Below are 21,870 nucleotides of genomic sequence, written 5' to 3'. Positions count from 1 at the left end.
CCCTGTCACCACCCGCCCGACCCGGGCACGTCCGCGGACGTGCCCGAGCCACCCCGCCGAGAGAGGAGTCCCCGTGCCCATCACCACCAAGGTGTCGCTGGTCCGCCAGGCCCCCGGCACGTACGAGACCGCCACCGTCGAGCTCGACGACCCCCGCCAGGGCGAGGTGACCGTCAAGATCGCCGCGTCCGGCCTCTGCCACTCCGACGACCACGTCGCCACCGGGGACGTCCCGGTCGGCATCTACCCGTTCGTCGGCGGCCACGAGGGTGCCGGCGTGGTCACCGCCGTCGGGCCGAACACCCCCGGCTTCGAGGTCGGCGACCACGTCGTCTTCTCGTTCCTGCCCGCCTGCGGGAAGTGCGAGTTCTGCGCGCAGGGGATGAGCAACCTGTGCGACCTGGGCGCCTCGCTGCTCACCGGCGCCCGCGCCGACGACCCGACGAGCTTCCGGATGAGCGAGAACGGACAGCCGGTGGGCCAGCAGTGCGGCATCTCCACGTTCGCCGAGTACACGACCGCCTCCGTCGACTCCGTCATCAGGATCGACGAGGACATCCCGCTCAAGGCCGCCGCGCTGGTCGGCTGCGGCGTGCCCACCGGCTTCGGCTCGGCGGTCAACTCCGCGAACATCGAGCCGGGCGCCACCGTGATCGTCATGGGGATCGGCGGGATCGGCGCCAACGCCCTGCAGGGCGCGGTGCACGCCGGCGCGACGACGGTCATCGCCGTGGACCCGGTGGCGGCCAAGGCGGAGTGGGCGCAGCAGTTCGGCGCCACCCACTTCTTCGAGGGCATCGACGAGGCGGCCGAGTACGCCCGGTCGATCACCAACGGGCAGGGCGCCGACGCCACGATCGTCACCGTCGGCGTCGTCCAGGGCGAGCACGTGGCCCAGGCGCTGGCCAGCGTCCGCAAGGCCGGCACCGTGGTGCTGACCGGCCTGGGCGACCTCACCGCCGTCGGCGCGCCCATCTCCCTCGGCGACCTCACGCTCATGCAGAAGCGGCTGCAGGGCTCGCTGTTCGGCGAGTCCAACCCCCGCCACGACGTGCCCAACCTGCTGCGCATGTACCAGGCCGGCCAGCTCAAGCTCGACGAGCTGGTGACCAAGGAGTACACGCTCGACGAGGTGGCGCAGGCCTACGAGGACATGCACGCCGGCCGCAACATCCGCGGCGTCGTCGTCTTCGACTAGCCGAGCAGCGGGCCCAGGCGGCGGGCGAACCCCTCCGCCAGGCCGGCGGAGGCGGCCAGCGCGGCGGGGGCGGCGCCCCGGACGGTGACGACGACGGCGGCCACCAGCGCCCCCGCCGGCGCCCGCACGGGGACCGCCGCGCACGTCAGGTCCTCGTGCACCTGCCCCGCCTGCACCGCCCACCCGCGCCGGCGGGTCTCGCGCAGCTCGGCGTCGAGGTCGGCCGGCCGCACGACGGTCCGGTCGGTGAGGCGGTGCAGCCGGGCGGGGCTGAGGACCTCCTGCCAGTCGGCCTGCTCGGCCAGCAGCAGCTTCCCGGGCGCGGAGGCGTGCAGGTGGCGCTCGACGAGCTCCGGGGCCTGCAGCGGGTGGTCGGGGTCGACGTCGGCGCAGTGCAGCGTCGAGGACGTGCACAGCACCAGGTGGACGCCCCAGCGCACCTGGCCGCGCAGCTCGGCGACCACCTCGCGGGCCGCGGTGCACAGCGGCGCGGTGGCCGCGGCGCCGGTGAGCCGGGCGGCCTTGCGGCCCATCGCGAAGCCGTGCAGGTCGGGCAGCCGCACCAGGTACTCCTCCCCCACCAGCAGGTTGAGCAGCCGGTAGGTGGTCGCCGGCGGGAGCCCGAGCTCGTCGGCGACCTCCTTCGCCGTCACGCCGGCCCCGACCCGGGCCACCGTCTCGAGGATGGCCAGCGCGCTCTGGACGGCCTTGGGCTGACGCCCGGTGAGCCCCCGGTCGATGGCCGTCATCGCGGCGGCTCGGCCGCGACGCTGCCCGGGAGCACGCTGCTGGCCGTGGCCTGGTCGTACACGCCGACCGCGCGCAGCCGCTCCGGGCTGCGCCACCGCAGCCACCGCGCCCACGCCACCCCGGGCGCCAGTGCGGCGAGGAAGACCGTCGCCGTCGCCTCGCCGTCCCACCGCGCGGCCCCGGCGACGGCGACCAGCAGCCCGGCCAGGCCCACCGCCGCGGCCAGCACGCCACCGAGCAGCGGGAGCACGGTGAGCTCCCCGATCCGGCGCAGGAACAGCGGCATCGCCAGGCACGCCAGCACGTAGGCGACCAGGTAGCCGAAGGCCGAGACGGTCAGCGAGCCGACCAGCACCGACAGCGGCCGGGCCCCGAGGGCGAGCGCGACGACCGGCACGCCGACGACCGCCGGCACCACCAGGGCCAGCGCCCGGTGCGGGGTCTCGAACCGGCGGTGGGTGCGGCCCAGGGTCCGCGGCAGCACCTCCTCGCGGGCCATCGAGAACAGCACCCGCCCGAGCGCGTTGGTCGAGCCGGTGACGCAGGCGAAGAACGACGCGGCGATGCCCAGGTCCAGCAGCCGGCGCAGGGGCAGCAGGCCGTTGCGGTCGGCGAGCTCGGCCACCGGCACCGGGCTGGTGAGCACGTCCAGCGGAGCGGCGCGCAGGAGCACCACCTGCGCGACCGCGGCGGCGAACACCAGCACCCCCGCCACGGCCGGGGTCCACAGCACCGCGCGGGGGACGGCGACGAGCGGGCGGCGCGCCTCCACCCCGAGCACGGCGGCGCTCTCGAAGCCCATGAACGCGGTGACGCCGAGCACCACGCCCACGGCCAGCCCACCCCAGTGCAGCGGCGCGTCGACGACGGGCGCCGCGGTGTCGGGGGCCCCGCGGGCGACCACCAGCAGCACCCCGAGCACGACGACGACCAGCAGCACCGACACGACCTCGAGGACCAGGGCGACCCGGGCCGACAGCCGGATGCCGCGCACCGCGAAGGTGGCGGCCAGCAGCCCGAGCCCGCCGGCCAGCAGGGCGACGACCGACGGCGTCGGCTCGAGTCCGACCAGCCCGGCGCCGTAGAGCGCCGAGCCGACCAGGGCCGACATCGCGACGGCGGCGTAGCCGATGAGCAGCGCCCAGCCGCCGACCAGCGCGCCGACCGGGCCGAGGCCCTTCGCGGTGTAGCTGTACGTGCCGCCCACCGCGGCCATCCGGCGCCCGAACTGGGTGAGGCACCAGCCGATGAGCAGCACCAGGGCGGTGGCGGCGACGAACGCCGGCAGGGTGGCCGCACCGGCCTCGACCAGCACGATCGAGGGGACGACGACCATCGCCGCCGTCGGGGCCAGCGCCGACACCGACTGGGCGAGCACCTCGGCGAAGCTGAGACGCCGCCGGCGCAGCCCCTCCACCGGCGACCGCGCGGGCAGCCGGACGGCGGTGCTGCGCTGCGCCATGCCACTCCCCTCGACTGCTGCGCGAGGGTAGGGCAGAGCGCGTGTCGTCGACGTCCTCCCCGAATGAGAAAACGTGACCGCCGTCTCCCGTTCGGTGTAACGAGAACGTTTCCGCGTCATGACGGCCGTGTAACCGCGCACCTCGCGGGCCGGGTCAGGCTCATCAGCCATCGCCCGTCCGCCCGGCAGCTCCCGGCTGCCGCCGCACCGGAGGTCGCCCATGGCCACCGTCTCCGACCCACCACCGGCCGCGCCGGCCACCGGCACCGCCGAGCGCCACCGGCTGACCGGCCGCCTCGGCGCCGGCGCCATCGTCTTCATGGTGGTGGCCGCCGCCGCGCCCCTGACGGTCATCGCCGGCTCGGTGCCCATCGGCATCGCCGCGGGCAACGGCGCGGGCTACCCCGCGATGTACGTCGTCGCGGCCGTCGTCCTGCTCTTCTTCGCCGTCGGCTTCACCGCCATGACCCGCCACGTGCCGAACGCCGGCGCGTTCTACTCCTACGTCGGCACCGGGCTCGGCCGCGGCGCCGGCCTGGGCAGCGCCCTCGTCGCGCTGATCAGCTACGTGACCGTGCAGGGCGCGGTCTACGGCTACGTCGGGTTCCTCCTCGACGACCTGGTCACCGGCTACGGCGGCCCGTCGCTGCCCTGGTGGCTGTGGACCGCCGTCGTCCTGGCCGTCACCGGCCTGCTCGGCTACCGGCACATCGAGCTGTCCAGCAGGGTGCTCGGGGTCCTGCTCGTCGCCGAGGTGGGCATCGTCCTGGTGCTCGACGCCGCGGTCGTCTTCCAGGGCGGCGGCGACGAGGGCCTGTCCACCGCGCTGCTGCAGCCCGCCGAGGTCCTCTCCGGCGCCCCCGGCATCGGGCTGATGTTCGCCATCGCCGGCTTCATCGGCTTCGAGGCGACCGCGATCTTCCGCGACGAGGCGCGCGACCCCGAGCGGACCATCCCCCGGGCGACCTACCTGGCGCTGGCCATCATCGGGGTCTTCTACACGCTGTCCTCCTGGGCCATCGTGAGTGCGTGGGGCGACAGCGCGATCGTCGACGCCGCGGCCGCCGACCCCGGCGGGATCGTGGTGGCGACGGCCGCGGACTACGTCGGCACGGCCGCGGCCGACGTCATGCAGGTGCTGTTCGTGACCAGCCTCTTCGCCGCGATCCTGTCGTTCCACAACGTGCTCTCGCGCTACGTCTTCTCCCTCGGCAACACCGGCGTCCTGCCCGTCGCCTGCGGGCGCAGCCACACCCGGCACGCCTCGCCGCACGTCGCCTCGCTGATCACCACCGCGGTCGGCGGCCTGCTGATGGCCGTGTGCGCCCTCGCCGGCCTCGACCCGGTGCTGGAGATCTTCACCTGGCTGGCCGGCATCGCCAGCGTCGGCATCGTCGTGCTGATGCTGCTGGCCTGCGTCGCCGTCGTCGTCTTCTTCCGCCGCACCGGGCTGGACCGGCGGCCGTGGCACACCCTGGTCGCCCCCGGCCTCGGCGCGGTCGGCCTGGCGCTGATCCTCGTGCTGCTCGTCCGCAACCTGCCGCTGCTCATGGGCGGCTCCACGGCGCTCGGCGTCGGCGCCGGCGTCCTGCTCGCCGTCGCCCTCGCCTCCGGCTGGCTGCTCGCCCGCGCCCGCCCCCACGCCGCCCGCGACCTCACCGCCGCCACCCCCGCCGACCACGCCCCGCAGATCTGAGGAGGAACCCGATGACCCTGACCGCCCCCCGCTCCACCGCCACCCACCCGCTGTCCCGGCTCACCGCCGAGGAGATCACCGCCGCCGCCGCGATCGTCCGCGACGCCGGTCTGGTGCAGGAGAGCTCCAAGTTCGTCTACGTCGGCCTGGTCGAGCCGCACAAGCGCGAGGTGCTCGCCTGGACCCCGGGCGACCCGGTCGAGCGGCGGGCGCGCGTGCTGCTGCTCGACCGCGCCACCGGCAACGGCCGCGACCTGACCGTCTCGATCACCGGCGGCACGGTCGTCGAGGACCTCGAGATCGACGGCGCCGCCGACGGCCAGGTACCGATCCTCGACGCCGAGTTCGAGGCCATCGAGCCGATCCTCGCCGCCGACGAGCGCTGGGTCGCGGCGATGGAGAAGCGCGGCCTGCAGGTGGCCGACGTGCGGGCCGTGCCGCTGTCGGCCGGCTCGTACTTCCCCGACGAGTCCGGGCACCGGATCGTGCGCGTCCTCGGCTTCCACCAGACCGACCCGGCCGACCTCCCCTGGGCGCACCCCGTCGACGGCGTCGTCGCCTACGTCGACATCACCCGCGGGGTCACCACCGCCGTGCACGACCACTTCGACCTGGCGGTCCCGGCCGAGCGCGCCGACCTCGACCAGGAGACCCACCCGCACGCGGTCCGCGACCTCAAGCCCATCGAGATCACCCAGCCCGAGGGCCCGAGCTTCACCGTCGAGGACGACGTCGTCCGCTGGGCCGGCTGGGAGTTCCGCGTCGGCTTCGACGCCCGCGAGGGCCTGGTCCTCCACCAGCTGTCCATCGACGGCCGCTCGGTGGTGCACCGCGCCTCGATCGCGGAGATGGTCGTGCCCTACGCCGACCCCTCGCCGGTGCGGTTCTGGCAGAACTACTTCGACGTCGGCGAGTACCTCTTCGCCCGCTACACCAACTCCCTCGAGCTGGGCTGCGACTGCCTGGGCGAGATCCACTACTTCGACGGCACCCTGGCCGACGAGGACGGGGCGCCGCGGACCATCCGCAACGCGATCTGCCTGCACGAGGAGGACTACGGCGTCGCCTGGAAGCACACCGACCTGTTCAACGGGATGGCCGAGACCCGGCGCTCGCGCCGCCTGGTGATCAGCTTCTTCACGACCATCGGCAACTACGACTACGGCTTCTACTGGTACCTCTACACCGACGGCACGATCCAGCTGGAGAGCAAGGCCACCGGCATCGTGTTCACCTCCGCCTACCGCGGGGAGGACCACCCCTACGCCACCGAGGTCGCCCCGGGGCTCGGCGCGCCGTTCCACCAGCACCTGTTCTCCGCCCGGCTGGACATGGCCGTGGACGGCACCGGCAACACCGTCCACGAGGTGGACGCCGTCCGGCTCCCGGTGAGCGACACCAACCCGTACGGCAACGCCTTCCAGCGGCGGCTGACCCCGCTCACCCGGGAGTCGGAGGCGCAGCGGGTCAGCGACGCGACGGTGGGGCGGACCTGGCACGTGGTCAACCCGTCGAGGACCAACCGGCTCGGGCAGCCCGTGGGCTACGCGCTGCACCCGCAGGCCTCGCCGGTGCTGCTCGCCGACGACGAGTCCTCGATCGCCCAGCGCGCGGCGTTCTCGACCAAGACCCTGTGGGTGACCGAGTACGACCCCGCCGAGCGCTATCCGGCCGGCGACTTCGTCAACCAGCACCCCGGCTCCGGCGGGCTGCCGTCCTTCGTCGCCGACGACGCCCCGCTGGAGGACACCGACGTCGTCCTCTGGCACACCTTCGGGCTCACCCACTTCCCGCGCCCGGAGGACTGGCCGGTCATGCCGACCGACTACACCGGCTTCACCCTCAAGCCGGTCGGCTTCTTCGACCGCAACCCCGCGCTCGGCCTGCCGCGGTCGACCTCGTCGCACTGCGCGTCGCACGGGTCGTGACGGCCGCTGCCGTCGCCGCCCGGCCGGGGGCACCCGCCCTCGGCCGGGCGGCCGCCGCCCTCGCCGTGGCCGGCGGCCTGGTGCACCTGCTGCTGCTCGACGTCACGTCCCTGGCCTCACTGGCCATGGCCGCGACGGCGGCGGTCTGCCTGCCCTGCGCGTGGCGGCTGTGGCGGCGGCCGAGCCGCTCGGCGTGGCAGGTGACCCTGCTGGCCGACGTCACGATGCTCGCCCTGCACGTGCAGCTGCTCGCCGGGCCGGCCGGCGGCGGCACGGGGCACGCGGCCCACTCCGGCGCGGCTCCCGGCGGCCTGGCGTGGACCGGGCTCGTGCTCGTCGCCGGGTCGCTGGCAGCCGGCGTCCTGGCCCTGGCCCGCGACCGCCGGACGGGGCCCCGGCGGGACCTGCTGCCGTCGGCCGGCACCCAGGGCTGAGCCGGCCGCAGGGGAGGTCGCGCCCGTGCCGGACCCACTGGACCTCGCGCTCGGCCTCGTCACGGCCGCGTCGTCGGCCTCGACCGCCCGCGCCACGGCCGACGAGGTCGTCGCCGAGCTCCGCGACCAGCACGGCGTCGCCGCCGTCGCGGTGCACGTCCGCGAGCCCCTGAGCGGGCGGCACCTCGCGCTCGCCTCCGACGGCTACCCGGGCCCGGTCCTCGACCACCTCGGCGGTCCGGGGTTCCTGGAGGACGACGTCGGCTACCGACTGCTGGTCACCGACCCCACCCGCCGGGCGCGGTGCTGGCGCGACGTGGAGGGCTACACGTCCACGCCGTCGGTGCGCGACGTCTTCGGCCCGGCGGGGTTCTGCGGCGGGGCCACCGCACGGCTGGTCACCCGGGACGGCCGCTGGACCGGTGACCTGCACGTCAGCGCGAGGACCGAGGCCGGCCCCGCACCCGACGTGGTCGCCGCGCTGCACCACGCCGCGCCCGCCCTGGCCGCCGCGGTGGACGGCACCCGCTGGCTCGGTGTGCTCTCCACGGCCCTCTCCCCGGGCGAGGCGGCCTGCCTGGTCCCCCGGGAGGGCGGGCCGCCGCACCCGCTGCCCGGCCGCGTCCCCCTGCCGGTCGACCCCGGGCTGCTGCGCGCCGTGCGGGCCCGGCGCCGGGACGAGGCGGACGGCACCTGGTACTGGCGCGGCCCGCCGGGCTGGTACCGCGTGCGGCTGCTCGCGGTCGCCGGCGGGACCCTGGTCGCCGGCCGGCCCGGGGACCTGCCGGGCGGACTGACGCCCCGCGAGCTCGAGGTCCTCTCGCTGCTCGCCGAGGGGGCGTCCAACCACGCGCTGGCGCGCCGCCTGGGCATCAGCGAGCGGACGGCCGCCCACCACGTCGAGCACGTCCTGGCCAAGTGCGGGGCACCCAGCCGGGCCGCGGCCGCGGCCCGCGCGGTGCGCGACGGCTGGCGGCTGCTGCCCGGCTGAGTGCCCGGCTGAGCGCCCGGCTGAGTGCCCGGCTGAGTGCCCGTCCGTGCCGGGTGCCCCTGCGTCAGGCCGTCGGCACGGCGTCCACCACCGGCGACAGGGCGTCGACGACGTCCTTCTGGTGCGGCTGCAGGTCCATGCCGCCGATCGCCGACAGGAAGTCGAGGAACGGGTCCTCGACCCCGGTGCGGACACCGCTGAGCTGCTCGATGGTCGCCAGCCCGCAGAAGGGCACGTACGCCGCGGAGTAGCCGCCCTCGTGGACGACGAGCAGCCGCCCGCCGGCGGTCTCGGCGGCGACGTCGCCGACCATGCGGGTCATCTCCCGGTAGGCGTCGGAGTGGAGCATCTGCCGGCCCAGGGGGTCCAGCGCGCTGCTGTCGAAACCGGACGCCACGAACACGAACTCCGGGGCGAAGCGCCGCAGCGCCGGGACCACCAGGGTCTCCATCGCGTACAGGTAGCCGCCGACGCCCGTGCCGGGCGGCAGCGGGACGTTCAGGTTCGTCCCCGCCCCCGCGCCCTCCCCCGTCTCGTCGCCGGCGCCGCTCTCGTGCGGGTAGTAGGAGTCCTGGTGGAGCGAGACGGTGAGCACGTCGGCGTCGCCGTAGAAGGCCTGCTGGGTGCCGTTGCCGTGGTGGACGTCCCAGTCGACGACCGCGATCCGGCCCACGCCGTGCACCGCCTGCAGGTGGCGGGCGGCGATCGCCACGTTGCCGAACATGCAGAACCCGCGGCCGCGGTCGCGCTCGGCGTGGTGGCCCGGCGGGCGCACCAGCGCGTAGGCGTTGTCGACGGTCCGGGCGTGCACGGCCTCGGCGGCGACGACGGCCCCGCCCGCGGCGAGGCGGGCGATGTCGTAGCCGCCCGGGCCGAACGGGACCAGCTCCCCGGCGTCACCGCCACCGGCGGCCGACATCTCCTCCATGCGCCGCACGTACTCCTCGTCGTGCACGCGGCAGAGCTCCTCGACCGTGGCCGGCCGGGCGTCGAGCCACTGCAGCCGCTTGGACAGCCCCGAGGCGTCGAGCAGGTTCTTCAGCCGGCGCTTGGTGCGCGGGTTCTCCGCGTGCTCGTCCGGCTCGATCCACCCCCCGGCGGGGATGAAGGCCCCGGCCGAGCGGGTGTCCCACCACATGTACTTCTCGTCCCACAGCGCACCGGTCGCCATCGCCGTCTCCTCCCGACTGGGGCCCCTCCCCGGGCAGGAGACAACCCCGGGGCGGCCGGGTCCTCAATGGGCGCTTGTGCCCATCCCCCCGGTGCGCGCCGCACCTTGTCCGCCCGCCGGGCCGACACGAGACTCGCGGGGTGAGCAGCCGACCGCCGGGGACCGTCCCCCCGCTGTCCGACGCGGAGACCCTCGCGCTGGTCGACCCGGTCACCTACGAGACCGGCCCGCCGTTCGACCTGCTGCGCCGGCTGCGCGCGCAGACCCCGGTCGTGTGGGTCGAGGAGCCGGCACTGCACGGCCAGCCGGCCGGTCCCGGCTTCTGGCTGGTGCTGCGGCACGCCGACGTGGAGCGGGTGCTGCGCGACCCGGCGACGTTCTCCTCGTGGCTGGGCGCCACCCAGGTCCGCGACGCCGCCGACCTCGCGTGGGTGCGCCGGATGATGCTCAACACCGACCCGCCCGACCACTCGCGGCTGCGGCGGCTGCTGTCGCGCTCGTTCACCCCGCGCGCGGTCGCCGCGCTGACGGAGGCGATCGAGGCCGCAGCGGCCGGCCTGGTCGAGCGCACGGTGGACGGCGCCGCCGAGGGCCGGTGCGACTTCGCCAAGGACGTCGCCGCCGACCTGCCGCTGCTCACCCTCGCCGACGTGCTCGGGGTGCCCGCCGAGGACCGCTGGCTGATGTTCGACTGGTCCAACCGGGTGATCGGCTGGCAGGACCCCGACTACGCCACGTCGGCCGCCTTCGACGGCACCGGCGGGACGGCGATGGCGCGGGAGGCGCTGGCGCTGCGTCCGGCGCCCGGCCCGGACGGGCGGATGCCCGACCCGCGCACCCGCGCCGGCATGCCCGACCTCTACGCCTACGCCCGGCTGCTGGCCGAGGAGAAGCGCCGGGCACCGGGCGCCGACGTCATGTCGGTCCTGCTGGCGCAGGTCGACGACGACGGCGGCCAGGTGAGCACGGAGGAGTTCGAGAACCTGTTCTGGCTCTTCGCCGTCGCGGGCAACGAGACGCTGCGCAACGGCCTGCCGGGCGGGCTGATCGCGCTGCTGCAGCACCCCGAGCAGCTGGCCGCGGTGCGCGCCGACCCGTCGCTGCTGCCCGGCGCGGTCGAGGAGGTGCTGCGCTGGTGGACCCCGGTCATGGTGTTCCGCCGCACCGCCACGACCGACGTCGACCTGGCCGGCGTGCGCGTCTCGGCCGGGGACAAGGTGGTCGTGTCGTTCACCTCGGCCAACCGCGACGAGGCCGTGTTCGCCGACCCCGACCGCTTCGACGTCGGCCGCGCCCCCAACCCGCACCTGTCCTTCGGCCACGGCCCGCACTTCTGCCTCGGGGCGCAGCTGGCCCGCGTGCAGATGCGCGCGCTGTTCGCCGAGCTGCTGCGGCGGACGCGCACCGTGCAGCTCGACGGGCCCCCGGCGCTGCTGCGGTCGAACTTCCAGCGCGGGGTCAAGCGGCTGCCGATCCGCTGGGCAGCCGCCTGACCCCGGGACGCCTCAGCTGCCCGCGGCCACCGGCGGCCAGGTCTTCGCGACCATGGTCAGCACGTCGTAGGTGGCCACCGGCGTCCCCTCGCCGTTGACGACGACGGCGTCCCAGCGCACCTCGCCGTGGTCGGCGCCGCCGCGCGGGGTGATCTGCTTGGCCGTCAGCGTCACCGTCAGCTCCTCCCCCGGCTTGACCGGGGTGAGGAACCGCAGGTCGTCCACGCCGTAGTTGGCCAGCACCGGGCCCGGGTCGGGGTCGACGAACAGCCCCGCCGCCCAGGACACGATCAGGTAGCCGTGCGCGACCCGGCCGCCGAAGAGCGGGTTGGCGCGCGCGGCCTCCTCGTCCGTGTGGGCGTAGAAGGTGTCGCCGGTGAACTCGGCGAAGTGCTCGATGTCGGCGAGCGTCACCGGGCGCGGGCCGGCGGTGACCGAGTCGCCGATGCGCAGCTCGGCCAGCGACTTGCGGAACGGGTGGACGCCGTCGTCGCGCCGCTGCGCGCCGGTCACCCAGCGGCCGCCGATGGCCGTCAGCGCGTCGGGCGAGGCCTGCACGGCGGTGCGCTGCATGTGGTGCAGCACGCCGCGGATGCCGCCGAGCTCCTCACCGCCGCCGGCGCGGCCGGGGCCGCCGTGCACCAGCACCGGGAGCGGCGAGCCGTGGCCGGTGTTCTCCCCGGCGTCGTCGCGGTCGAGCACGAGGATCCGGCCGTGCGCGTGCGCGGCGCCGAGCACGAAGGCCCGCGCGAACTCCCGGTCGTGGGTGACCACCGAGCCGACCAGGCTGCCCTGCCCGCGCGCGGCCAGCTCGACCGCCTGAGCCACCCCGTCGTAGGGCAGCACGGTGCTGACCGGGCCGAACGCCTCGACGTCGTGCGGCTCGGCGGCGGCCGGGTCGTCGCAGCGCAGCAGCAGCGGCGGGAGGAACGCGCCGCGGTCGCGGTCGGCGCCCACCACGTCGAAGTGCTCGGGGTCGCCGGCCACCAGCTCGGCGACCCCGCGCAGCGCCTTGAGCGCGCGCAGCACCTCCTCGCACTGGTCGAGGCTCGCCAGCGCGCCCATCGTCACGCCGTCGGCCCCCGGCGCGCCGACGACGACCTGCGCCAGCCGCTCGCGGGTGGCCTCGACCACGTCGTCGACCAGCTCCCGCGGCACGAGGGCGCGGCGGATCGCGGTGCACTTCTGGCCGGCCTTGACCGTCATCTCGGTGACCAGCTGGTCGACGAACAGCCCGAACTCGGGGGTCTCCGGCGTCGCGTCGGGGCCGAGCACCGAGCAGTTGAGCGAGTCTGCCTCGGCGTTGAACCGCACCGAGTTGGCCACGACCGCAGGGTGGCTGCGCAGCTTGCGGGCGGTCGCCGCCGAGCCGGTGAAGAAGACGAGGTCCTGCCCGGCCAGCCCGTCGAGCAGCCCGGCGGGGCTGCCGGCCAGCAACTGCACCGACCCCTCGGGCAGCAGCCCGGACCCGACGATCGCGCGGACCACGGCCTCGGTCAGGTAGGCGGTCTGGCCGGCCGGCTTGACGATCGTCGGCACGCCGGCGAGGAAGGCCGGCGCCAGCTTCTCCAGGAACCCCCACACGGGGAAGTTGAAGGCGTTGACCTGCACCGCGACCCCGCGCAACGGCGTGTACAGGTGCTGGCCGGCGAAGGTGCCCCGCCGGCCCAGCGGCTCGACCGCGCCGTCGAGGACGACCGTGTCGTCGGGCAGCTCGCGGCGGCCCTTGCTCGCGTAGGACAGCAGCGTGCCGAAGCCGCCGTCGACGTCGACGGCGCTGTCGCCGTCGGTGGCGCCGGTGCGCCGGGACAGCGCGTAGAAGGCGTCCTTGTCGGCCATCAGCCGCAGGCCCAGCTGCTTGAGCAGCCCGGCGCGCTGGTGGAAGGTCAGCTCCCGCAGCGCCGGGCCGCCGACGGTGCGGGCGTGGTCGAGCATCGCGGCGACGTCGAGGCCGGTGCTGCTGATCCGGGCGACGGTCTCGCCGGTGACGGCGTCGGCGATCGGCGTGCCCTCGTCGGGCGCGGCGTACCACCGGCCGGCGGCGTAGCTCTCGAGCAGGGGTGCGGTCATGCGGGTCTCCAGGGGTCAGCGGGCCCGCAGGCCCTCGAAGGTGGTGGTGACGAGCGCGTCGGCCAGGGCGTCGACCGAGAGGCTGCCGCCCGGGCGGTACCACTCGGTGAGCGAGTTGACGGTGCCGAACAGCAGCCGGCTGGTGACGGCGGGGTCGACGTCGGGGCGCACGTCGCCCTCCTCCTCGGCGGCGCGCACCAGGTCGGTGACGACGCGGTCGAACTCGCGGCGCCGCTGTAGCGCCGCCTGCTCGACCGGGGAGTTCCCGCGCACCCGCAGCAGCAGGGTGACGAACGGCAGCTCGGCGGCCAGCACCCGCACCGACCCGCGCACGACGTGCTCGAGCCGGTCGATGGCCGGGCCGGTGGTGGCCGCGGGCTCCTCGGTGACGGCGAACAGGGCGTCGAGCGCGCGGTCGAGGGCCAGCCGCAGCAGCTCGACCTTGCTGGTCACGTGGTGGTAGATCGCCGACTTGGTGACCCCGAGCCGCGCGGCCAGCTCCTCCATGCTCGTGGCGTCGTAGCCGCGCTCGTTGAACACCGCGACGGCGACGTCGAGCAGGCTGTCCAGCGAGTGCCCGGGCCGCCCGCGCCGCACCCGGGTCTCGGTCACGCCCTCGCCCGGGAGTCGACCATCCGCTGCAGCTTGCCCATCGACCGCGGCAGCGTCTCCGGGTCCACCACGAGGACCTCGACGCTCGAGCCGACGGTCTCCTTGACGCCCTCGGCGACCTCCCGGGCCGCCGCGTCCCGCCGCTCGGCCGGGCAGTCGGGCCGGGCCTCGACCCGGACGACGAGGTGGTCGAGCCGGCCACGGGTGACCAGCTCCAGCCCGAAGTGCGGCGAGAGCCCCGGGGTGCGCAGCACGACCTCCTCGATCTGGGTGGGGAAGAGGTTCACGCCGCGCAGGATGATCATGTCGTCGGTGCGGCCGGTGACCTTCTCCATCCGCCGCATGCCCGGCCGGGCCGTGCCGGGCAGCAGCCGGGTGAGGTCGCGGGTGCGGTAGCGGACGACCGGCATGGCCTCCTTGGTCAGCGACGTGAACACCAGCTCGCCGACCTCGCCCTCGGGCAGGACCTCGCCGGTGACCGGGTCGATGACCTCCGGGTAGAAGTGGTCCTCCCAGACGTGCAGGCCGTCCTTGGTCTCCACACACTCCTGGGCGACGCCGGGGCCCATGACCTCCGACAGGCCGTAGATGTCGACGGCCTGGATGTCGAGGCGCTCCTCCATCTCCCGGCGCATCTGCTCGGTCCACGGCTCGGCGCCGAAGATCCCGACCTCGAGGCTGCTGGCCCGCGGGTCGAGGCCCTGCTTCTCGAACTCGTCGATCAGGGCGAGCATGTACGACGGCGTCACCATGATCACGCGGGGCCGGAAGTCGGTGATCAGCTGCACCTGGCGGGCCGACATCCCGCCGGAGATCGGGATGACGGTGCAGCCGAGCTTCTCCGCGCCGTAGTGCGCGCCCAGCCCGCCGGTGAACAGGCCGTAGCCGTAGGCGTTGTGGAGCGTGTCGCCGGGCCGGCCGCCGGCGGCGCGGATGGAGCGGGCCATGACGGTGGCCCAGGTGTCGATGTCGCGCTCGGTGTAGCCGACGACGGTCGGCCGTCCGGTGGTGCCGGAGGAGGCGTGCACGCGGCGCACCTGCTCCTGCGGGACGGCGAACATGCCGAAGGGGTAGTTCTCCCGCAGGTCGGCCTTGCTCGTCGTCGGGAACCGCGCCAGGTCGGCGAGCTCGCGGCAGTCGTCGGGGTGCACGCCCGCGTCGTCGAAGGCGCGCCGGTAGTGCGGCACGTTGTCGTAGGCGTGCCGCAGCGACCACCGCAGCCGCTCCAGCTGCAGGGCGCGCAGCTCGTCGACCGACACCCGCTCGGCCGGGTCCAGCGTCCCGGGCTCGGGGGCGACACCGAGGCGCCGGGGCGTCTCGCTGGTCAGGACCGTCATCTCGGCAGGCCTCCGGGAGGTGCGCGGGCGTCGTCGCCGGGCGGCCGGCACCCGCCACGGGGACGCCATTACCGACCGGATGGTCAGGTATCGGACTCCCCCCGGCCGGGTGCTGTCAAGCCCTCCCGTGCCCGGGTTGTGCCGGCCCGCGGCGTCGTGCACACTGATACCGACCATCCGGTCAGTAATTGACCTCCCGCCGTCGCGAACGAGGGACCCCGATGTCAGCGCCCACCCTGGACCGCACCGCAGCCGGCACCCCCGACGAGGCGTCGCTGCAGGAGCGGTTCGACGCCACCGTCGCCGCCGAGCACCGCATCGAGCCGCGCGACTGGATGCCCGAGGGCTACCGCAAGACGCTGGTCCGCCAGATCGCCCAGCACGCCCACTCCGAGATCATCGGGATGCAGCCCGAGGGCGACTGGCTGCTCGCCGCCCCGAGCCTGCGGCGCAAGGCGATCCTGCTGGCCAAGGTGCAGGACGAGGCCGGCCACGGGATGTACCTGTACTCGGCCGCCGAGACCCTCGGCGCCGACCGGGCCGACCTCACCGACAAGCTCATCGAGGGCCGGCAGAAGTACAGCTCGATCTTCAACTACCCGACGCTCACCTACGCCGACGTCGGCGTCATCGGGTGGCTGGTCGACGGCGCGGCGATCTGCAACCAGGTGCCGCTGTGCCGCTCCTCCTACGGGCCCTACGCCCGCGCGATGATCCGCGTCTGCAAGGAGGAGTCCTTCCACCAGCGGCAGGGCTACGAGCTGCTGATGACGATGGTGCGCGGCACCCCCGAGCAGCGGGCCATGGTGCAGGACGCCGTCGACCGCTGGTGGTGGCCCTCGCTGATGATGTTCGGCCCGCCCGACGACGACAGCCCCAACTCGGCGCAGTCGATGGCCTGGGGCATCAAGCGGCACAGCAACGACGAGCTGCGCCAGCGCTTCGTCGACATGACCGTGCCGCAGGCGCGGTTCCTCGGCGTGACGCTGCCCGACCCGGACCTGGTGTGGGACGAGGCGGCCGGGAAGCACCGCTTCGGCGCCATCGACTGGGCGGAGTTCAAGCGGGTCATCAGCGGCGAGGGCCCGATGAACGCCGTCCGCGTCGCCCGCCGCCGGGCCGCCCGCGACGACAACGCCTGGGTGACCGAGGCCGCGGCCGCGTACGCCGCCAAGCACGCCGGGGAGCACGCCGGGAGCGCCGCGTGAGCACCGACGTCACCGCCGAGGGCGGGCACGGCGCCGTCCCGACCGGGCCGGAGGTGCCCGTCGAGCCGCAGGCGTCGACCGCCCGGCGCGACTGGCCGCTGTACGAGGTGTTCGTGCGCGGCAAGCGGGGCCTCAACCACGTGCACGTGGGCTCGCTGCACGCCCCCGACGACGAGATGGCGGTGCACGCCGCCCGCGACGTCTACACCCGCCGCAACGAGGGCGTGAGCATCTGGGTGGTGCGGGCGGCCGACATCACCGCCTCCAGCCCCGACGAGAAGGACCCGATGTTCGCCCCCAGCGGCGACAAGGTCTACCGGCACCCGACGTTCTACGACATCCCCGAGGACGTCCCCCACATGTGAGAAGGACCCCTTCTCCCCCCGCCGCCCTCGTACCTCGGGCGGCGGGGCCCTGAGAGGGGGCCGACCGGCTGGGCGCGTCCACCACGGAAGGAACGGTTGAGATGGGGCACGAGGAGACCGTCTACGACGCGCTGGACCACGCGCACGGCGGCGAGGGGCACTGGGCGTTCGGCACCGGCTTCGACGAGCCGCTGGCCGGCGTCGACACCACCGTCCCCGACGGCGTCGACCGCACCGACCTCGGCACCTACTGCCTGATGCTCGGCGACGACGCCCTCGTCCTCGCCCAGCGCCTCACCGAGTGGGTGACCGCCGCGCCCGAGCTCGAGGAGGAGGTGGCGATCGCCAACGTCGCGCTCGACCTGCTCGGGCAGGCCCGGCTGCTGCTGGCCCGTGCCGGGTCGGTGGGCGTGCTGGGCCGCTCCCGCGAGCGGGCGTCCGCGTCGATCCCCGACGAGGACGCGCTGGCCTACTTCCGCGACCCCGACGAGTTCCGCTGCACCGCGCTGGCCGCCGCGGACAACGGCGACTTCGGGCAGACGATGGTCCGCCTGCTGGTGGCCGCCACCGTCCGGCTGGCGGTGTTCGCCCGGCTGCGGGACTCCCGCGACCCGGTGCTCGCCGCGATCGCCGCCAAGGGCGTGCACGAGCTCACCTACCACCGCGACCACGCCGCCCGCTGGGTGCTGCGCCTCGGCGACGGGACGGCGGAGTCCTCCCGCCGCGCGCAGGACGGCGTCGACGCGGTGTGGCCGCTGCTGGCCGACGTGTTCACCGCCACCGACGTGGAGCGGCGGCTGGTCGCCGCCGGCGTCGCCGTCGACCCCGCCGACGTCCGCGCCGAGGTGCGCGACGTGCTCACCACCGTGCTGGAGCGCGCGACGCTGCCGGTGCCCCCGTGGCCGGCCGACGCGCCGCCGCGCGGCCGGCTCGGCGAGCACGGCCCCGAGGTGGCCGCGCTGCTGGAGACCCTGCAGGGCCTGGCCCGCCAGCACCCGGCGGCCACCTGGTGACGGCGGTGAGCACCGACCCGCGGGCGGTCGCCGAGACCGTCACCGACCCCGAGCTGCCCACGCTCACGCTCGCCGACCTCGGCGTGCTGCGCGACGTGCGGGTGCACGAGGGCACCGTCGTCGTCGACATCACGCCCACCTACAGCGGCTGCCCGGCGATGGGCGTCATGCGCGCGGACCTGCTGCACGCGCTGCACTCGGCCGGCTTCGACGACGTCGAGGTCCGCACCGTGCTCTCCCCCGCGTGGAGCACCGACTGGATCACCGACGTCGGCCGCCGCAAGCTCGCCGCCGCCGGTATCGCCCCGCCCGGCCCGGCGCCGCACCGCCCCGCCGGCCCCGTGCCGCTGCAGCTGGGCCCTCCCCGGCGGACGGCGTCCTGCCCGCTGTGCGGCTCCCCCGACACCGAGGAGCTCAGCGAGTTCGGGTCGACGGCGTGCAAGGCGCTGCGCCGCTGCCGGAGCTGCCGCGAGCCGTTCGAGCACGTCAAGGAGATCTGAGTTGAGCGCACCCACCCGCCGCCGGCCGCAGTTCCACCCCCTGCGGGTCGCCCGCGTGGAGCAGCTCACCGACGACGCCGTCGCCGTCACCTTCGACGTCCCGCCCGAGCTGGCCGAGGACTACGCCTTCCGGCCCGGGCAGGCGCTCACCCTGCGCCGGGTCGACGGCGACCGCGACGAGCGCCGCTCCTACTCCATCTGCGCGCCGGTGGGCGCCCCGCCGCGGGTCGGCGTGCGCGAGGTCCCCGGCGGCTTCTTCTCCTCCTACCTGGTGCACGAGGTGCGGCCCGGTGACGCGATCGAGGTGCTGCCGCCGTCGGGCACCTTCACCGCCGACCTCTCGCAGCCGGCCGACCACGTCTTCGTCGTCGCGGGCTCCGGCATCACCCCCGCGCTGAGCCTGGCGAGCTCGGTGCTGCGCGACGGCGAGTCGACCGTCACCGTCTTCTACGGCAACCGGCGCACCAACACCGTCATGTTCGCCGACGAGCTGGCCGACCTGAAGGACCGCTACGGCACCCGGCTGCAGCTGGTGCACGTGCTCTCCCGCGAGCCCCGCGACGCCGAGCTGACCACCGGCCGGCTCGACGCCGAGCGGCTGCGCACGCTGGTGGACACGTTCGTCGACGCCGGGCAGGTCGACCACTGGTGGCTGTGCGGCCCGCACGGCATGGTCACCGACGCCCGCGAGCTGCTCGCCGGCCTCGGCGTCCCGCCCGAGCGGGTGCACCAGGAGCTGTTCTACGTCGACGACGTCCCGCCGCAGCCGATGCGCGGCGACGACGAGACCGTCGAGGGCCCCAGCAGCCAGGTCACCGTCGTCCTCGACGGCCGCTCGACCACCCTCGCCCTCCCCCGCGACGTCCCGGTGCTCGACTCCGCGCAGCGGGTCCGCTCCGACCTGCCCTTCGCCTGCAAGGGCGGCGTCTGCGGCACCTGCCGCGCACGGGTCACCGACGGCGAGGTGGAGATGCGGCGCAACTACGCGCTGGAGGCGGCCGAGGTCGAGGCCGGCTACGTGCTGACCTGCCAGACCCTGCCGCTGTCCGACGCGGTCACCGTCGACTTCGACGCGTGACCCCGGTCGACGCCGGCGAGAGCGCCGTCCTCGACGTCGTCGTCACCGCGGCGATGACCGTGGACTTCGACGAGCTCGGCCGGGTGCACCCGGTCTACGCCACCTACGCGATGGCCAAGCACTTCGAGGAGGCCGGCCGCAAGCTGCTGCTGGCCCACCTCGAGCCGGGCGAGGCCGGCGTCGGGACGGCGGTGTCGGTGGAGCACCTGGCGCCGGCGTGGGTGGGCGACCGGGTCCGGGTCACCGCGACCTGCACGCAGGTGCAGGGCAACCGGCTGACCTGCGCGCTGACCGCCGTCGACGCGCACGGCCGGCTGCTCGGGCGCGGGACGACCGGGCAGGCGGTGCTGCCCGAGGACGTGCTCGCCGCCCGGCTGGCCCGCCCGCACCCGGCGGCGTGACGGGGCCGGGCCGCCGGCTCACTGCCGGCGGCCGGCCTCCTGCCCGCGCAGCGACTCGTCGCTGAGCAGCACCGCTGCCGCCTCCACCGTCCGGGGCTCGGCCGTGCCGGACGACGGAGGGCCCGACCCCTCGCCACCGGACGCCGCCGGGTCGGACGCCGCGATCGCCGCGGCCGGTGCCGGGTCGGCCCGCAGCGGCTCGGCCTGCGGGCGCGGCGCCACCGGCACGGCCTGCGGGGAGGCGGCGCCCCACTCGCGCTCGACGTCGGCGAGCAGCGCCTCGAGGTAGGCGCGCAGCTGCGTGCGGCACGCCTGCCCGAAGGCCTGCAGGTACCGCACCTGCTCCTGCAACTCCTCCTCGGTGCGGGTGTCGACGCCGGCGGGCTGGGCCGCGGCGGCCGCGGTGCCCTGGGCGGCGGCGATCCGGGAGGCGGCCTCGTGGGCGGCCTGGATCATCGCGCCGACCTTCTCCCGCGCCTCCCGCACCTGCTCCTCGTAGTGCTCGCGCGCCTCGGCGGTCATCACCCGGCTGATCGCCTCGGCCTCGGCGACGTACTGGTCGGCGGTCTGCTGCGCGGCCGCGAGGATGCCCACGGCCTGCGCCGAGGGGGCCTCCGCCCGCGGGGCGTCGTCGTCGAGGCGGGCCTGCAGGGCGTGCACCCGGTCGCGCAGCTCCGCCTTCTCCGCGTGCAGCCGGGACAGCTCCTCCCCCACGCGCTCGAGGAAGCGGTCCACCTCGACGTCGTCGTAGCCCGGGCGGAACACCGAGGACCGGCCGAACCGGACGTCGCGGACGTCGGCCGGACTCAGTCGCCGGCCGACGGGGCCGGCGGGCTCGGGGGTCGTGCTCATGTCGTCACCTCTCCGTGCACATCGGGTCCGGGGCGGCTGGGTGCGAACACCTCGGTGCGGATGCGCTCCTCGGGCAGCCCCTGCTGCCGCAGCCTGTCGACGGTGTCGTCGACCATCGCCGGCGGGCCGGCGACGTAGGCCTCCCTGCTCCCCCACGGCCCCGAGCGGGCGACCACCGCACCGACGTCGCCGTGGGCGAACTGGGTGTGCTCGTCCTCGGAGACGGCGACGGTGACGGTGAGCCACGGGTTGTCCTGCGCCAGCCGGGTGAGGTCCTCGCGGTCGTAGAGGTCCTCCTCGAGGCGGACGCCCACGAACAGGTCCACCCGCCGCTGCGCGCCGCCGTTGCGCGCGACGTGGTCGACGATCGCCTTGAGCGGCGCCAGCCCCGTCCCGCCGGCCACCAGCAGCAGGTCGCGGTCGGAGTCGGGGTCGAAGCGCATGTGGTCCACCGGGGGCCCCAGGCGCAGCACGTCGCCGACGTGGACCTGCCGCACCAGCGCGGTGCTGACCGGGCCGCCCGGCTGTGCCCGCGCGTGGATCTCCAGCTCGCCGTCGGGCCGGCAGGCGTTGGCCGGCGAGTAGTAGCGCCACAGCCGGGGCCGCAGCTCCGTCTCCAGCGAGATCGACTCCCCGGGGCGGTAGGGCAGCGGGACCTTCGACCGCAGGCGCAGGACGGCGGTGTCGACGGTGCGCCGCTCGTGGGCGACCACCTCCGCGTCCCACCACGGCGGCTGGTCGGACATGTCCTCGGCGGCCTGCACCATCACCTGGGCGACCAGCTCGTAGGCCGCCGTCCAGTCCGCGGCCAGCGCCTCGTCCCACTCCTCGTCGAAGTGCTCGAGGGTGGCGAGCAGGCTCGCGCCCACCGCGGGGTAGTGCTCGGCCACCGTGCCGAACTTGCGGTGGTCGCGGCCGAGCTGCTGCAGGATCGGCACGAGGGCGTCGAGGTCGTCGACCCGGGCCACCACCTCGCCGAGCGCGGCGAAGAGCCGGTCGCGCTGGTGGGCCATCGAGACCGGGAACAGCTGCCGGGTCTCGGGGTGGGCGAGGAACAGGTGCGCGTAGAACCACAGCGGCGCCTCGTCCCCCGCGGCCGCGGCCTTCGCGAAGTTGGCGCGCATCGCCGGAATGTCCACGCGGGCCCCCCGTGAGCCTGGCCTCGGCCGGCCGGGTGGCCGGACCGTCGTCCGGGCACTGTAACGACGATCACAACGGACGGCCAGAGTCGTACCGGTACGGCAGCAGTCGCCGTGCGCAGTCCCTCCTGGCAGGGTCGGGAGCCGCGTCCGTCGACCGTCCGAGGAGGAC

Annotated in this window: 20 protein-coding genes; 12 read left to right on the top strand and 8 right to left on the bottom strand. The window is 75.1% G+C overall.

Annotated features, from left to right (window positions below; genetic code table 11):
* Positions 1-73: 73 nt before the first annotated feature.
* Complete coding sequence (locus ACI780_RS05235; protein ID WP_457001245.1) at positions 74-1,198, top strand: NDMA-dependent alcohol dehydrogenase; 1,125 nt, start codon at positions 74-76, stop codon at positions 1,196-1,198.
* On the opposite strand, the gene ACI780_RS05230 is transcribed toward ACI780_RS05235, so the two are convergent.
* Both ACI780_RS05230 and ACI780_RS05225 read right to left on the bottom strand, forming a co-directional pair.
* On the bottom strand, positions 1,195-1,947 hold the full coding sequence (locus ACI780_RS05230; RefSeq protein WP_456868732.1) for an IclR family transcriptional regulator: 753 nt from the start codon (positions 1,945-1,947) through the stop codon (positions 1,195-1,197). The two genes, ACI780_RS05235 and ACI780_RS05230, sit on opposite strands and share 4 nt — an antisense overlap.
* Positions 1,944-3,410: an APC family permease gene (locus tag ACI780_RS05225; RefSeq protein WP_457001243.1), complete on the bottom strand. Its 1,467-nt coding sequence runs from the start codon at positions 3,408-3,410 to the stop codon at positions 1,944-1,946. Before ACI780_RS05225 ends, ACI780_RS05230 begins: the two co-directional genes overlap by 4 nt.
* Before the next feature lie 220 nt (positions 3,411-3,630).
* Here ACI780_RS05225 and ACI780_RS05220 point away from each other — a divergent pair, with 220 nt between their 5' ends.
* Genes ACI780_RS05220 through ACI780_RS05205 form a run of 4 tightly spaced genes read left to right on the top strand, consistent with a single transcriptional unit; the run spans position 3,631 to position 8,459 of the window.
* Positions 3,631-5,106 (top strand): APC family permease, encoded by a 1,476-nt coding sequence (locus tag ACI780_RS05220; protein WP_456868734.1) that lies wholly within the window; start codon positions 3,631-3,633, stop codon positions 5,104-5,106.
* Between the two features lie 11 nt (positions 5,107-5,117).
* On the top strand, positions 5,118-7,034 hold the full coding sequence (locus ACI780_RS05215) for a primary-amine oxidase (protein WP_456868735.1): 1,917 nt from the start codon (positions 5,118-5,120) through the stop codon (positions 7,032-7,034).
* Positions 7,031-7,468 (top strand): hypothetical protein, encoded by a 438-nt coding sequence (locus ACI780_RS05210; RefSeq protein ID WP_457001240.1) that lies wholly within the window; start codon positions 7,031-7,033, stop codon positions 7,466-7,468. Before ACI780_RS05215 ends, ACI780_RS05210 begins: the two co-directional genes overlap by 4 nt.
* A gap of 25 nt (positions 7,469-7,493) precedes the next feature.
* The gene (locus tag ACI780_RS05205; RefSeq protein WP_457001238.1) at positions 7,494-8,459 is read left to right on the top strand and encodes a helix-turn-helix domain-containing protein; all 966 of its coding nucleotides are present in this window, start codon (positions 7,494-7,496) and stop codon (positions 8,457-8,459) included.
* Between the two features lie 64 nt (positions 8,460-8,523).
* Here ACI780_RS05205 and ACI780_RS05200 read toward each other — a convergent pair whose 3' ends face one another.
* Entirely contained in the window at positions 8,524-9,630 is a 1,107-nt protein-coding gene (locus ACI780_RS05200; RefSeq protein ID WP_457001236.1) for a class II histone deacetylase, read from the bottom strand.
* A 140-nt stretch (positions 9,631-9,770) separates the two neighbouring features.
* Between ACI780_RS05200 and ACI780_RS05195 the strand changes: the two genes are divergently transcribed.
* Positions 9,771-11,123 (top strand): cytochrome P450, encoded by a 1,353-nt coding sequence (locus ACI780_RS05195; RefSeq protein WP_457001234.1) that lies wholly within the window; start codon positions 9,771-9,773, stop codon positions 11,121-11,123.
* A gap of 12 nt (positions 11,124-11,135) precedes the next feature.
* Here the strand turns inward: ACI780_RS05195 and paaZ are convergent, their stop codons facing one another.
* The 3 genes from paaZ to paaK are packed head-to-tail and all read right to left on the bottom strand — an operon-like array spanning position 11,136 to position 15,142.
* Positions 11,136-13,193, bottom strand: a complete 2,058-nt coding sequence (gene paaZ, locus ACI780_RS05190) for a phenylacetic acid degradation bifunctional protein PaaZ (protein WP_457001232.1) — start codon at positions 13,191-13,193, stop codon at positions 11,136-11,138.
* Between the two features lie 15 nt (positions 13,194-13,208).
* Positions 13,209-13,805: a TetR/AcrR family transcriptional regulator gene (locus ACI780_RS05185; RefSeq protein WP_456868741.1), complete on the bottom strand. Its 597-nt coding sequence runs from the start codon at positions 13,803-13,805 to the stop codon at positions 13,209-13,211.
* Positions 13,802-15,142: a phenylacetate--CoA ligase PaaK gene (gene paaK / locus ACI780_RS05180; protein ID WP_456868742.1), complete on the bottom strand. Its 1,341-nt coding sequence runs from the start codon at positions 15,140-15,142 to the stop codon at positions 13,802-13,804. Before paaK ends, ACI780_RS05185 begins: the two co-directional genes overlap by 4 nt.
* A gap of 221 nt (positions 15,143-15,363) precedes the next feature.
* Between paaK and paaA the strand changes: the two genes are divergently transcribed.
* The 6 genes from paaA (at position 15,364) to ACI780_RS05150 (ending at position 19,707) form a co-directional block, all read left to right on the top strand.
* Complete coding sequence (paaA, locus tag ACI780_RS05175) at positions 15,364-16,350, top strand: 1,2-phenylacetyl-CoA epoxidase subunit PaaA (RefSeq protein ID WP_457001229.1); 987 nt, start codon at positions 15,364-15,366, stop codon at positions 16,348-16,350.
* Positions 16,347-16,715 (top strand): 1,2-phenylacetyl-CoA epoxidase subunit PaaB, encoded by a 369-nt coding sequence (gene paaB / locus ACI780_RS05170; RefSeq protein WP_456868744.1) that lies wholly within the window; start codon positions 16,347-16,349, stop codon positions 16,713-16,715. Before paaA ends, paaB begins: the two co-directional genes overlap by 4 nt.
* A gap of 101 nt (positions 16,716-16,816) precedes the next feature.
* On the top strand, positions 16,817-17,728 hold the full coding sequence (paaC, locus tag ACI780_RS05165) for a 1,2-phenylacetyl-CoA epoxidase subunit PaaC (protein ID WP_456868745.1): 912 nt from the start codon (positions 16,817-16,819) through the stop codon (positions 17,726-17,728).
* Positions 17,729-17,733: 5 nt separating this feature from the next.
* The gene (paaD, locus tag ACI780_RS05160; RefSeq protein ID WP_456868746.1) at positions 17,734-18,228 is read left to right on the top strand and encodes a 1,2-phenylacetyl-CoA epoxidase subunit PaaD; all 495 of its coding nucleotides are present in this window, start codon (positions 17,734-17,736) and stop codon (positions 18,226-18,228) included.
* A gap of 1 nt (position 18,229) precedes the next feature.
* Entirely contained in the window at positions 18,230-19,306 is a 1,077-nt protein-coding gene (gene paaE, locus ACI780_RS05155; protein ID WP_457001226.1) for a 1,2-phenylacetyl-CoA epoxidase subunit PaaE, read from the top strand.
* Positions 19,303-19,707, top strand: a complete 405-nt coding sequence (locus tag ACI780_RS05150) for a thioesterase family protein (protein ID WP_457001224.1) — start codon at positions 19,303-19,305, stop codon at positions 19,705-19,707. Before paaE ends, ACI780_RS05150 begins: the two co-directional genes overlap by 4 nt.
* A gap of 18 nt (positions 19,708-19,725) precedes the next feature.
* Here the strand turns inward: ACI780_RS05150 and ACI780_RS05145 are convergent, their stop codons facing one another.
* Together ACI780_RS05145 and ACI780_RS05140 are read right to left on the bottom strand one after the other, a co-directional pair.
* Entirely contained in the window at positions 19,726-20,559 is an 834-nt protein-coding gene (locus tag ACI780_RS05145; protein WP_456868749.1) for a DivIVA domain-containing protein, read from the bottom strand.
* Positions 20,556-21,683: a globin domain-containing protein gene (locus tag ACI780_RS05140; protein WP_456868750.1), complete on the bottom strand. Its 1,128-nt coding sequence runs from the start codon at positions 21,681-21,683 to the stop codon at positions 20,556-20,558. The genes ACI780_RS05145 and ACI780_RS05140 overlap by 4 nt, the downstream gene beginning before the upstream one ends.
* Positions 21,684-21,870 lie beyond the last annotated feature (187 nt).

The organism is Geodermatophilus sp. SYSU D00814, assembly GCF_054050055.1.
Note: the sequence above shows the minus strand (reverse complement) of the source record. Positions and strands in the feature narration are given on the sequence as shown.